7 protein-coding genes are annotated in these 13,874 nt (G+C 40.8%); all 7 read right to left on the bottom strand.

Annotation, left to right across the window (positions count from 1 at the left end; all coding sequences use genetic code 11):
* Positions 1 to 4: 4 nt before the first annotated feature.
* Entirely contained in the window at positions 5 to 1,114 is a 1,110-nt protein-coding gene (locus tag AC6I5C_RS01215; protein WP_497903564.1) for a family 16 glycosylhydrolase, read from the bottom strand.
* A gap of 20 nt (positions 1,115 to 1,134) precedes the next feature.
* Positions 1,135 to 2,019 (bottom strand): glucan endo-1,3-beta-D-glucosidase, encoded by an 885-nt coding sequence (locus tag AC6I5C_RS01210; RefSeq protein ID WP_497903563.1) that lies wholly within the window; start codon positions 2,017 to 2,019, stop codon positions 1,135 to 1,137.
* Positions 2,020 to 2,030: 11 nt separating this feature from the next.
* Complete coding sequence (locus tag AC6I5C_RS01205) at positions 2,031 to 4,112, bottom strand: PKD domain-containing protein (protein WP_497903562.1); 2,082 nt, start codon at positions 4,110 to 4,112, stop codon at positions 2,031 to 2,033.
* 11 nt (positions 4,113 to 4,123) lie between these two features.
* Positions 4,124 to 5,593: a RagB/SusD family nutrient uptake outer membrane protein gene (locus AC6I5C_RS01200; RefSeq protein WP_497903561.1), complete on the bottom strand. Its 1,470-nt coding sequence runs from the start codon at positions 5,591 to 5,593 to the stop codon at positions 4,124 to 4,126.
* A 3-nt stretch (positions 5,594 to 5,596) separates the two neighbouring features.
* Positions 5,597 to 8,671 carry a SusC/RagA family TonB-linked outer membrane protein gene (locus AC6I5C_RS01195; protein WP_497903560.1) on the bottom strand — a complete coding sequence of 1,025 codons (3,075 nt, stop codon included), beginning with the start codon at positions 8,669 to 8,671 and terminating at the stop codon, positions 5,597 to 5,599.
* Positions 8,672 to 8,907: 236 nt separating this feature from the next.
* Positions 8,908 to 11,736 (bottom strand): helix-turn-helix and ligand-binding sensor domain-containing protein, encoded by a 2,829-nt coding sequence (locus tag AC6I5C_RS01190; protein WP_497903559.1) that lies wholly within the window; start codon positions 11,734 to 11,736, stop codon positions 8,908 to 8,910.
* 101 nt (positions 11,737 to 11,837) lie between these two features.
* Positions 11,838 to 13,859, bottom strand: coding sequence for a glycoside hydrolase family 97 protein (locus AC6I5C_RS01185; protein ID WP_497903558.1), 2,022 nt, complete (start codon positions 13,857 to 13,859; stop codon positions 11,838 to 11,840).
* Between the last annotated feature and the right edge of the window lie 15 nt (positions 13,860 to 13,874).

Raw genomic sequence — 13,874 nt, 5'->3', positions numbered from 1 at the left:
CTTATTATTGGTATACCCTTACATAGTCTACTTCCATGGTGGATTCCGTAAAATTGGGGTCGATAGTACCGCCTAGATTTCCTCCCATGGCAACATTCATAATGATAAATTGATCTAAATCAAATGGCCAGGTTTGGTCATTTTTATTGCTTGGTTGATAGGTGTAATGAACATTGCCGTCCACAGAAAACACCATTTTCTCAGAAGTCCATTCTAGCTCGTAGGTATGAAATTCACTAGAAACATTAGCGACTTGCTGTCCGCCTAAATTGGAAGTATTCCCAAAACTTGAAGGGGTGTGTATGGCACTTTGTATATAGCCTTGGTTGTTGCCAACATGTTCCATAATGTCGGTTTCGCCGCAGGCTGGCCATCCCACCGCATCTATATTGGCACCCAATAGCCATAGTGCAGGCCAAGTACCTCCTCCTTCTGGAAGTTTAGCGCGAATTTCAACTTTACCATGGGTGAATTCAAACTTGTCCTTGGTCAGCAATCTCGCTGAGGTGAACTCTGATCCTTGATAGTTTTCACGTTTGGCAATGATTTTTAACACCCCATCTTCAACAATAGCATTGTCCGCTCTATCGGTATAATATTGCGACTCATTGTTTCCCCAGCCATTTTGTCCCGTTCCAATATTATAGCCCCATTTGGAGGCATCAGGCGTGCCGTTGACATCAAATTCATCAGACCAAACTAATTGCACGGAATCGTCTACATAAAGTGAGATGGTTTCTGAGGTGCTGATATTGTCATTGGTACTGGAATAGGCAAAAACATAGATGGTGTAATTGTTGGTGCCGGGATTGGTATAGGTGAATTCCATAGTACCATCGGTACTCGGTATTTCCTCTCCATTTCCAAAACGGAAGCCGTAACTCACGGCATCTATTGCCGAGGCTGTACATTGAATGGTGCCGGAGCCATCTCCGTTGGGAAATTGTTCGCTGGCTCCAACTTTGGTAATATTTAATACCAAAGCCGAAGGAATAATTGGCACAATGCCCCCATCATCATCTCCAGTGGATTGTGAATCATCACCACCACTAGAGCATGATATAGAAAGAGCACAAAGCAAACTAAGACATATATTTAACATGATATGTTTCATTTTAAATCAATTTGTTGAGTCTAGTCTTCGGCGATCAAAATTGCAAACCAACCGTTCCCATCAGATCCTACCGTTTTAATCATCATTTCATTGGCTGAACGTTCCAGAATGGCATAACTATGATCGCCACCAACGTAAAATCCATGGTATCCTACATTTGAGAAAGTCAAGGTTTCCTGTCCTCCAGGAGCACTTAACGACCATGATTCGGAATAATCATCTAGAGGGTAGTTAACGTATTCGTCATCGGCATTAGGCGTTTGTCCTGCAACTCCAAAATCTTGGTCAAGAGGTGTTGCTTTTCCGTATCCGGTACCATTGGTTATGTGTGTGAAAGTTCCATCAATGTTAAAAATAAAGCGATCGTCGTAGGCTCCCAATCCTTCCTTGTCATAAGGAGCGGCTGCCCACCAAACTGGACTGGTTCCATCGGCTGGTCCTACACCAAAGTGTCCTGCTGCTTCAGCTTTCAATCGCCAAGTTCTAGAACTGTCGTTGGTCAACATGGTCAGTAAATCTGCTGGAGGTGCATAAAGCGCTAAAACTTCCACTTCTACGGTAGCACTGGTGGTGGCGCCTCCAGTTCCAAAAGCCAAAACAGTTACGGTGTAGGTATGTACTCCTGTGTTGCCAAAACTATAGGTCTTTTCTCCGCTAGGAGCCAACGATTCTGAACCGTTGTAAACATATTGATAAGTAATGGCGTTGTCTGCATTTGCCGAAAAGTTGACATTTCCGCTTCCATCCCCATAAGGATTATCTGCATCTTGGCCAACAATATTGGCAGTAATCTGCAGATTGGAAGGAGCTATGATATCTCCAAATTCGTAGTCTTCTTCCTCACAACTAAAGAAAGTAAAGAAGCCAACAAGTAATAATCCAATGATATATTTTAAATGTTTCATCTTGTTTATTTTTATTGCTTAATCAATTTATAGGTCCAGAATACGCCTGATCCGGCTTCAATGCTGACGGTCATGGTCATGTCATTATCTGTAAGGGTAACATTGTAGGTAATGGCACTTGGAACAGCCACATTAGGAAGCTCTCCATCGTTATTGGCTTTTGGAAGTCCTAAATATGCTCCAGAACCATTTAGTGTTAATGTTCCTGCAGCTTCATCATAATCAAAGGAAGCACTGTTTGAGCCATCATGAGGTGCTACAGGCGCAGCACAGCCTTCAGGATCGGCACCTTGCCAGCCTTCTACCCAAGTTTCATCTCCAAGGATATTGCTAAACGAACCGTTTGATGTAAAGAGATATACATCATCATAATAACAAGCTCTGTCTGATACTGCCTGCGCATCAATTGACCACCAATCGCCACTTCCAGCAGTTGGCCCAACCATAAGGGATCCCGCTTCAGGAGCCATTTGCCAAGACCCAACGATTGGAGAAATGTAACGCACCAGTTTGTAGGTCCAGAAAACTCCAGAACCAGCTTCAATACTCACAATCATGGTATTGTTGTTGTCTAAAAGTGTAATGTCGTAAGTGACGGAACTCGGCACGACTACATTAGGAAGTTCGCCATTGTTATTGGCCTTAGGAAGGCCTAGATAAGCACCAGTTCCATTCAATGTTAAAGTGCCATCACCTTCATTGTATGTAAAGGTAGCAGGATTGGAACCATCGTGTGGGACCACAGGCGCACCACAGGCTTCAGGATCCATTCCTTGCCAAGGTTCAATCCAAGTTTCTCCATCCAATACATTATTGAAAGTGCCACCTAATGAGAATACGTATTTATCGTCAAAGAAACAGGCACGATCCGCTACTACTTGTGCATCGTTGGACCACCAATCTCCACTACCAGGGTTAGGGCCAACCATCAAGGCTCCTGCTTCTGGTGCCAATTGCCAAATGCCTTCAATTCCAGAGGCTGCTGCTGGTGCTTTCCAGAAATAAAGATTGTCTATAAATACAGTTCCTCCGGCCCATGGCTCTCCAACAAATTTAAATTGATGTAAGTCTGCCATAGATAATCCTTGATCTGTAAATGCCGAAAGTGGAATGTCGAAACTATTCCATTGGTCTGGAGTTAAATCTTGGGTAACCTGTTGTTCTCCCGTTCCTAAGCTGATTGGGAATATTTGTATTTGGTCTACATCGGCAGTCCAAACATCAATATGCAAATACTCCATTTGGGAAGCGTCTACCGTTTCTCCAAACTGAATGCCTTGATAGCTAAGATTGATGTACTGCAGCATTTCGTCACCATTTAGATTGAACATGGCATAACTGCTACCTTGTCCAGATTGTCCCCAATCCGGATTGTAATCAGTTCCTGCAACATTGGTGTAGGCTCCTGCAAAAATTGAAATATAATCCGATTCATATCTCGATGGTTGAGCAGGTGCTGAGTTGATAGGTTGTAGAATTTCGGTTACCGTAAATTCTTCTGTATAAGTAGTTGTTTCTATAGCGGCACTCATGGCTACCACTGTGATGGTGTAAGTGCCGGCTTCCTGGTAAACATAGGAAACGGTTTCACCCATGTTACCACTTACAGGGTCTGTAACTCCAGGTTCTCCAAAATAGACATCGTAGGTGATTCCAAAATCGGCCGTTGCTGTGACGTTGACTTGTTTTGAAACCGCCAAATCATTTTCAATGGTTACCATTAAATTTTCAGGAGGATTAAAGGAAACTACCAAACTTTGGGAGGCTTCGGTTTCCAGACCTGTAATGCCATAGGCAACTAATTGTACGTTATAAGTGCCTTCTGCATAAATGTGTTCAACGCTTTCTCCTGCTGTTAGAGTAGTAGGCTCTTCGGTAGTATCTCCAAAATGCACATCAAAAGCTACGGCGCCTTGCCCGGTTGGCGTAATCGTTACCAAGCCTGTATTGTCTTGGGTAACATTAAAAGCCGCCGAGACATTGGAAGGTGCTACGGCAGAGTTTACAAAATCTGCGTTGTCATCGTCATTGCTACAGGCAAACACCAACAATGCTATCAGACAAATGGAAGCTATGTATTTAATATTTTTCATATGATTCAATTTTAGTATTGTGGGTTTTGGGTTAATCCGGAAATATCAATTTCGCGTTGCGGCACAGGAAATACATCATGTTTGCCAGAAACAAAGCCTTCAATTTCGGTAGCTGCCTGCCCCGTTCTTACCAAATCAAAAAAGTGATGGCCTTCCATGGAAAGTTCCAAATTGCGTTCGGCCCAAATTGCTTGTACTAAAGCGGTTCCTGAACTTGAAATATTATGGTCTGAATTTCCAAAGGCACGTTCGCGGACTTGGTTTAAGTATTGTCTGGCCAAATCCTCATTGATGTTACCTCTGGCGTTGGCTTCCGCCGCCATTAACAACACGTCGGCGTAACGGATCGCTCTATAGTTGGTGAGGTAGTTCAATTCTGTTTGTGCGCCACTTTCACCTGCTCTAGGAATGTACTTTCTATTGAAGTATCCCGTGTGTTCGTAACCCTCAGCGTAGGAGGCTCCGGTTTCTTCGGAAAACGCTACAATGTTTAGGATGGAAGCATCACGGCGGGTGTCTCCTTCATCAAAAGAATTGTAAAGCGCTGAAGTAGGCACATTAAAGCTCCATCCAGACGCAAATTGGGGTCCAGAGAAAGCTCTTGGGCCATTGTGGATGATACCGAAGTTTCCTTCTCCACAGGTTGGACAGCCCCAATCGTACCATTCTGATTCGTTGGAATATTGAATTTCAAATACGGATTCGGGACCATTTTCTCCAGACTTTAAAAACTGACTTTCATAGTCTGGAACTAAGCTGTACACGCCAATAACATTTTGTAGCATTGAAGCCGCTTCCTGGAATTTATCCTGAAACAGGTATACTTTTCCCAAAAGTGCCTGTGCTGCATATTTATTGATGCGTCCTGCTTGATTTTGTGTGGTTGGAAGGCTATTAACGGCTTCCAATAGATCGTTTTCTATTTGAGCATACACCTCTTCTTTAGATGTTCTTTGAAGCGTTCCTGAATCTGTACCGTCGAGTCTGCGCTCTGTAAATAAAGGAACGTCTCCAAAAAACTTAACTAACTCAAAATAATAGTATGCTCTTAAGAAATAGGCTTGACCGTAAATGGCATCCTTGCCTTCGAAATCTAGCTTGGCTTTGTTTTCTTCCAAATAATTTACGCGGTTCACACCTTCGTAACACCATTGCCAAATAGAGGTTAGGTTGTCATTATTTGGGTTATGTGTATAATCATCTATTTGCTGTAATCCTATAACGTCAGTGGCACTTTCTCCACCGCATAGGGAGTTTCCTGTAGCAATGTCCCCAATCAACGTGTTGAGGTAAAGCCATTGCAGTGGGTCGTAGCAGCCTGTAAGAATAGCTTCGTAATCGCCTTTAGACTGAAAGTATACCCCGGCAACAATTTCATGTGTCTCGGATGGTTCAAAATCGACGTAATTTGTGCAGGCATTAACTGTTAAAAGTGCGGTACCTATCACGAAAATTTTATTTAGATATTTCATCGTTTTCATTTTTTAAAATTTAACATTTACACCCATGGCCCAAATTCGTGGGATTGGATAGGTTCCTCGGTCAATTCCTGTATCAGAAAAAGAACCGGCAGATATTTCAGGATCGTAACCTGAATAGTCGGTAAACGTAAAGGCATTTTTAACCTGCGCATAGAGACGCACACTGCTCAAACCAGTTTGGTCGTATACGGATTGAGGAAGTGTGTACCCCAATTGGATGTTTTTAACTCTGAAATAGCTTCCATCTTCAATATATCTGTCTGAAGCCCTACGGTTGTTGTTGGTGTCTACAAAAGTTACTCTAGGCTCGCTATTGCTTGTACCTTCTCCTGTCCATCTGTCCAATGTTGCAGCAAATCTGTTGGTGTAGTTTAGATTTCTTTCATAAGCACGATAAATATCGTTGCCTACGGAAGCAAACGTGGATACGTTGAAGTCTATGTTTTTAAAATTGAAGGATAGGTTCCATCCAATGGTAAAATCAGGGAAAGGATCTCCAATTTGGGTGCGGTCGTTGTCGTTGATGACACCGTCTCCATTAACATCTTTGTAACGAATATCTCCTGGTTGTGCGCCGTCTTGAGTTGCATGAGCATCAACTTCTGATTGGTTTTGGAAAATTCCGTCTGTTTGGTAGCCAAAGAAATACCAAGGGGTAAAGCCTTCTTCAAAGCGGGTGATGTTTGTGTAAGGAATACCGTAACCAGATCCCCATATAAACTTACTGTCATTGCTAACTTCTTCAACATTGGTGCTTACCGTTGTAAAGTTTACGCTAGTGCTAAATGAGAAGTTTTCTGAAAAACTATTGTTATAACCCAAGGAAAGGTCAACCCCGTTAGTTTTGGACTTTCCAATATTGGCAGGCGGTGCCGTGATTGAACCCAAATATAGGGAAGGCGTAGGGTCAAAAAGTAAATCGTCAGTAGTTTTTTGATAGTAATCCGCTGTTAGCGATAATGAGTTATTGAACACTCTTAAATCAAAACCGGCATTGATCTGTATCTGTTTTTCCCAGGATACATTCTCGTTTGGAATGGTTCCTAAAGTAGCGCCACTAATGATGTTTCCATCAAACACATATTTTGGGAACGTAGAGATTCTTGAGAATTGGTTCGGGATATTGTCACTTCCTACGGTACCATAACTTCCTCTAATTTTTAGATAGTCGAAAGTGTTGGAACTGTAAAAGTCTTCGTTTGAAATAACCCAACCAAGAGATCCTGAAGGGAAAAATCCGAACTTGTTGTTCTTTCCAAATACGGTGGAACCATCCACACGCCCTGTGAAAGATAACAGGTATTTTCCTTTATAGTCGTAATTGACACGTCCAAAATAAGATAGGTTGCGTTTTACATATTGCCAAGAACTAGAGGTCTGTGACTCGGCATCTCCAGTAGCTGAACTAACATCGGCGTAGGTCCATGAGTTGAATGGAATATCCTGTGCATTGGCAGTGATGTTTTCGCCTTTGTCACGTTGAAGTGACATTCCCAGAACGGTTTCAAAATTGTGGTTTTCATTAATCATGAAATTGTAGTTCGCAAACAGTTCGTACGTATAATTGAAGTAATTGGTCTTGGACTCGCTTACTCTGTTATGTGTTCTAGTTTCCTCACCTGTTTCTGCATCCACTGTTACAATTGGGGATAAATCTGGATTTGAATTTGTAGCGTTATGTCCAACTCCGTAGAATACAAAAGGAGAGAAATTTTTATTGTAAATGTCTACATAGGTATAACCTAAGCGAGACGTTACTTTTAGGTTGTCCAAAAGATCATACTGCAATTCAATTTTACCAAAAAGTTTGTTGGTATTACTTTCATTAAAGGTGTTTGCAATTTGTGCTAGTGGGTTTACGATTTCCTGAGTAATGGTGTTACTGATGCTGTAGTCGCCATTTTCATTGTATACAGGAACAGTGGGGTCGAAGTTCAAAGCATTGGCTAGTACACTGTTCACACTGTTTTCTGCCAGCCCCTTACCTTTTATATTGGTGTAATTGGTGTTTAGAAGAAGTTTGAATTTGTCCGAAAGGTCGGCATTCAATCTATTGGCCAAGGTCAATCTGTCAAAAAACGATTTGTCTCCTCCGCCAACAACACCTTCTTGACTTAAATATCCTGCAGAAACATAGTAATCTACTTTTTCCCCACCTCCTGCGGCAGAAATGTTGTAGGTTTCAATTGGAGCTGTGCGAAGCACTTCATCCTGCCAATTGGTGCCGACCCCAAATTGGGAAATATCCGGAAATATAATGCCCTCTCCTGCATTGGCGCTGGCTTCATTTAGAATTGCCGCATATTCGCTGGCATTAAGGACGTCAATGGTTTTGGTAACTTCTTGAACTCCATAATACGAATCGAAGTTAAAAGTGGTTTTTCCATATTTGGATCCAGATTTAGTGGTTACTACAATAACCCCATTTCCTCCTTTTACTCCGTAGATGGCAGCCAAGGCAGCATCTTTAAGGACGCTAATGGAAGCGACATCGGAAGGGTTAAGGGAGTTTAAATCTGCCAAAGTTTGCTGAATACCATCAATAACTACCAAAGGACTGCTTCCACTGTTGGAAACAACTCCTCTAATGGCTATTGCGGGACCCGCACCTGGGGAACCACTGGAAATAATATTGACACCAGCAGCATTAGATTGAAGGGCTTCTTCAACTCGAACTGGCTTGAGTTGCTCTACCGCTTCTTCTTTTACTGTGGCTACAGAACCAGATACCTTGCTTAGTTTTTGGGTTCCGTATCCTACCACTACCACCTCATCTAGAGTTTCGGTGTCTACCTGAAGTATGACATTTAAAGTTGTACTTTCTGTAATGACAATTTCCTGGGTTTGGTAACCTACATAGGAGAACACCAAAATGGAATTGATAGGGACATTTTCCAAAAGGAAATTACCGTCAAAATCTGTGGTTACTCCTTTACTGGTATTCTTAATAATGATATTGACACCTGGTAACGGTAGGGCGTCTGTATCAGATACCGTTCCAGTAACATTGACATTCTGGGAGAATGCCAATGTCGACACTAAAAGGAAAAGTGTCGTTGAAATAAGTTTTGAAATCATAGAATTAGCTTTTAGTAAGGTAAACTTATTATAATACAGTGTGAAATCCTTAAAATAGACCACAACAAAAAACATACAATTTAAAAATATTGGTGTTTTTATGAGAATATGATAATGAAGTCCTTGTGTATAAAGGCTTTTAGGTGGAGTGTTTTTGTTGCGAAAACGTTTTCTAAATGCTGAAAATCAGTCTGTGTAGTGGTAATGTATAGGTAATTTTAAGCTTTGTATAGGCTCTATATTTCCAAAATGTAATTTGTTAAGCTAGCTTCGTGAGGTAAATCCATTTTTTTTCGAAGTCTGTAACGTTTAACTTCCACGCTTTTTGCAGAAATATTTAACAAGGGTGCAATTTCTTTGGATGAAAGGTTGAGCCTTAAATAAGCGCAAAGTTTTAAATCGTTAGGAGTAAGGGATGGATGTTTGTCTTTGATCTTGTTTAAAAAGTCTTTGTCAGCATTGTTAAATGCTTCCTCGAAGAATTTCCAATCCTCCTTATTGTTGAGGTTTTTGTCAATAATACGAATAACCGATTTAATGCTCTTGTCTTCTTTTGAATTTTTGAGTTCGTTTTTAATGCCATTCAGGAATTCGTTTTTCTTGATGAGGCTCATAGTGGAGATGGCCAATTCCCGGTTTTTGTTTTCAATATCCTGCTGTAGCTTTTCATTTTGAAATTGCATGAGTTGCTGTTCATTTTCAAGCTCTTTCAATTCAAGTTCATGTTCTGCCTCTTTTAACAGTTTGTGTTGTTGCTTTTTGTAGTAGTTCTTATAAACGTTATGAAGTAGTAAAGACAGTAAAATAAAACAAATAGCATAAAATCCCCAAGCTAAATTTGATAAATACCAAGGTCTGCCAATCGTAAATTTGTAGCTAGCTACATTATCCGTTAGTGTATCCCCTACCTTGCCTCTTACTTTAAAAATATATGTGCCGTATTGTAGGTTTTTAAATAGTTCAGAGGAAGATTCACTCCATGGACTCCAATGATCATAGAAACCTTCTAATTGATACTGGTATTCGGGCTTTAGGTATTTGTCAAATTCAGGGATGCTAAAGGTGAATTCAAGGTTATTCTGCTTGTTTTTGAATTGCCCTGTTTGTGTTTTGTCAGCAAAAAAGATATCTGAGTCTAAGGATTGGTTGCTTACCGTGTTTAAAGAAATTTCATATTGTTTTGTGGAAATTTTGTCAAGATCTAAAATGGTGTAGCCTGTTGATGACCCAAATAAGTAGTTGTTTTGGTTGATGTAACTTATATTTTCATAGCCGGTCATTCCTTTTCTTAAGGTATTTGGAAAGGCAATTTTTGTGAGTTTTGGATGGCCGCTGAAATTCCTTTCTGAGAGGAAGCTAATATCTTCTTTTGAGAATCCCCAAAGGGTGTTGGTAAGTTTCTCAGAAATCAATTTTCCTGAAGTATAGGATTCTTCATCAAACATTTGGCTTAAAATGGTGTCCTTTACAAAGGTTTTATTTTCTGAGGTATAAGCAAATATTCCCTTTTTATATGCATAAAGAATTTGTCCATTGTATTTTACAAGACTTGAATTGATGCCTTGTTCAATAGGAACTTTTCCGACGTTGAGAACTTTTGTGTAATTCTTGTCTGTGGTAATTTTATAAACCCCTTTGTACTCGTGATCCACAAAAAATTCATTGGTGCCCAATACTTCAAAGAACTTAGTGGAATTGTTGAAACCTTCAATTTTATTTCTAAAGGTCCATTCGCCATTTGTTTTTTCGAGTACGTTGATGCCGTTATAATTTCCTTGAAATAATAAGTTGTTATGATTTGGGACAGGTTTAAGATCCCAAGTACCATCTATAGGAATTTTTAAGGAGGCTTTGTAGCCTTCAACTATGAAGGTGCCAATGTTATGGCCGCAAAAGAGTGTGTTGTTATGGGTAACCAAACACCAGACCTGACCTTTGGTGCCTTCAACAAAAGTGAATTCCTCTGAAGAATTTAAAGGCTTTGCAAATAGTCCTTGGTTGGTGCCCAAATATAGCAGACCCTTAAAAATGGCCGAAGCATATATCGTTCCTAAGGTGCCATTTTCGTCTTTGTAAATACGAAATGGCGAGGTGATATTTACGCAATTGATGCCATTGTCCAATCCTAGCCAGATATTCTGTTCCATATCCTCAAAAATGGAAAGCACGGTGTTGTTACTTAAGCCATTTTGCTGATTAATGATGTAATTGGCTTCTCCGTCTTTGGTTAGATGAATAATTCCTTTGGAAATGGTTCCAAGGGCAAAACTCCCATCCTGTAATTGGATGCTGCTATAGACACTGACTTTGGAGAGTAGATCTTTAGCCGGGATATCCCATTGTTTGGTTGTCCCATTTTCTATTATATAAAAACCATTGTCTTGAGTTTCCGCTAAAAGCATATTGTTGTGCCAATAAACATTAACGACAATATTCTGGGTCATTACAGGATCGCCTGACACTACTTTTGATTGACCATTTTCAATCTTGCAAATTCCCAAACCAATGTCTTGATAATAAATGCTATTGTCTACTTTGTACATTTTGGTAACAGCGACTTTAGATTCAATCACATTGAATTCAAAAGTTGTCGTGTCGTAAACATAAATCCTGTTAAGGGATTGAAAGAGAATCCAGTTGTCTATGGCTTGAATTTTCCAAAACTGTTCGTCCTCAATTAAAGGAGTGGAAAGGTCTTTAGAAAGTGACGTGTACTCCAAAGCTCCCAATGAATTTTTTTGCCAGTATCCAAACTCCATATAACAGCCAGTGTAAATCACATCATTAATAACTTTAACTGAGCGAATCACTGTTTCGTTTGGAGAAGCGTATAACCGCCATTTGGCACCATCAAACTCTAAAAGGCCTTTATTATTGGCTACATAAATGGTTTTGTTGGAAGTTTGTGAAATGCCCCAGTTTTGGTTTTCTGCACCGTATTGTGTGGGAGTATAAATTTCAATGGGAGGCAGCTCTTGGCCTACCAAATTAAATATACAACAGAGTGCAAAAAGAGGGATGAGATATAATTTCACAATTGGCAATTCCTTGCTGTTAATATACAATAATACAAATTAAATAATGTCGATTTTTAAGGAATCCATAAAAAAAAGCCATATCCTTTTGATAGTGATATGGCTTTCAAATTAACATTTAAACAAATGAACTACTCGGTAACTGGGGTGAACCTAATGGCGGTTCCTCCACCAGCAGCCAAGTGCAATTCTAAAGTGGTGTTTCGGTCCACTGTTTTAGTAGTTATGTTAATTGGGTAGGGATTACTTATGTAATTGGCGCCTTCGTCGTCCTCATAAATTTGAGCTGTATAAGAAGTGTTTTCATCTAAAAAGGTTAAGGGAACCTGTAGTTGGCGGGCGTCCGCATTGGTAATGGCTCCTAGATACCAATCTGGGCCATCCCAATCCTTGCGAGCCATAGTGACGTACTTGCCAATTTCGGCATTTGGCACCACGGTTTCCGACCAAATTTCAGGGACATCCTTTATAAATTGAAACGCTGTTTGGCCTTCGTAATTTTTGGGTAAGTCTGATGCCATTTGCAGCGGGCTGAACATAGTAACGTACAAAGCCAATTGTTTTGCAAGGGTAGTTGGTACCATGGCTTTGTTAGGAGTTTCATAACTAAAGTCGAAGTTTCCTGGAGTAAAGTCCATGGGGCCAGATAACATTCTTGTAAATGGTAAAATCGTAGTGTGCTCCGGAGGATTACCGCCATCGGCAGACCAAGCGTTGTATTCTTGTCCTCTACCGCCTTCTTGGGTCATCAAGTTGGGGTAGGTGCGTTGTAACCCCGTACCTTTTACAGGTTCATGGTTGTCGATCATGATATGGTATTTGGCTGCGGTTTCAATTACTTTTCTGTAATGACGCACGCCATACTGGCCATCGTGCCATTCTTTTTTATCCAGATATTTGTTTACGTAGCCTGTTTTTACGGCATTCACACCAATCCTGTTGTAAAGTTTGAAGGCGTCCTCCAATTGGTCTTCATAATGTTTGGCAGCTCCTGCGGTTTCGTGGTGACCAATTAAACGCACATTGTTCATGGCTGCATATTCACCTATCGCTTCAATATCAAAGTCGGGGTAAGGCTGTGTAAAACTGAATGCTCTTCCATCGGCGGTCCAGTCGCCATCCCATCCTACATTCCAACCTTCCACTAAAACGCCATCCAAACCGTGCTTCGCGGCAAAGTCGATGTATCTTTTGGTGTTTTCGGTAGTGGCACCGTGCTTATCTCCTTGTCCCCAAGAATATTTATCTAGGTGCATTCCCCACCAAATTCCGATGTATTTGGAAGGTTTGATCCAAGACAAATCCTCAATTTTAGACGGTTCGTTCAAGTTGAGCATTAAGGTTGACGTCACCAAATCGCCAGGTTGCTCACCAATAATTAAGGTTCTCCATGGCGTTTCAAAAGGAGTTTGGGCGTAGACTTTTACACCATTGGCCCAAGGCACCAAATCACTTTCATATTGATTGTCTTTGGATTTCAATAAGGTCATCGAAGCAAAGTCTGTTAAGTTAGCTTCGTGAAGTGCCAAATACAGGCCGTCTTTGGTTTCGAATGTTGCAGGGGTGTTGATAGTATCAGTGGTGTTCATGGGGCTTTTTTTATACAGACTCTCGTAGTAGCTGTTTTCAGTATGAACAGGAATCCACCATACATCATGGTTTTGTGGAAAGGTAAACTGGGTCAACTCGTTTGAGATTTTGACACTGTCCAAATGTTCTTGCTTTGGGAAGACATATCTAAACCCAAGTCCATCATCAAACAAACGGAATTTTAAGTCCATCAAACGCTGTTCACCATCGGTTTCTTTAAGGTGTATCACCAATTCGTTGTGATGATCCCTTATGGTTTTAAATTCACCCCAAGGTTGCTCCCAAGAGGTGTCGGTGCTATGCTCTTCACTGCTAATAATTTCAAAACCATCGGTCATGCTTTTCAGGTCTTCAAATTCAAACCCCAATAAGGAAGGCCCCAAAACAGAGGCTCCGTTATGAGATACCTTGTATTGAGGGGCTCCTGATTCGGTGAGGCTAAACTCTAATGTGGTTGCTTGGTCTGGAGAGCTAAGCTTGTAGGTTGGTTGCTCTTTGGCGCAGGACACAATGAGCGCGCAGCTGCAAAGGGTGAGGCCAAATGTATAGAGGTAATTTTTCATGGTGATATATTGAGT

It is taken from the genome of Mangrovimonas sp. sgz306409 (assembly GCF_059735265.1).
Note: the sequence above shows the minus strand (reverse complement) of the source record. Positions and strands in the feature narration are given on the sequence as shown.

Excerpts from the sequence above, each read along its gene's own strand:
- AC6I5C_RS01215 (WP_497903564.1), bottom strand. The coding sequence starts at position 1,114 with ATGAAACATATCATGTTAAATATATGTCTTAGTTTGCTTTGTGCTCTT.
- AC6I5C_RS01210 (WP_497903563.1), bottom strand. The coding sequence starts at position 2,019 with ATGAAACATTTAAAATATATCATTGGATTATTACTTGTTGGCTTCTTT.
- AC6I5C_RS01205 (WP_497903562.1), bottom strand. The coding sequence starts at position 4,112 with ATGAAAAATATTAAATACATAGCTTCCATTTGTCTGATAGCATTGTTG.
- AC6I5C_RS01200 (WP_497903561.1), bottom strand. The coding sequence starts at position 5,593 with ATGAAAACGATGAAATATCTAAATAAAATTTTCGTGATAGGTACCGCA.
- AC6I5C_RS01195 (WP_497903560.1), bottom strand. The coding sequence starts at position 8,671 with ATGATTTCAAAACTTATTTCAACGACACTTTTCCTTTTAGTGTCGACA.
- AC6I5C_RS01185 (WP_497903558.1), bottom strand. The coding sequence starts at position 13,859 with ATGAAAAATTACCTCTATACATTTGGCCTCACCCTTTGCAGCTGCGCG.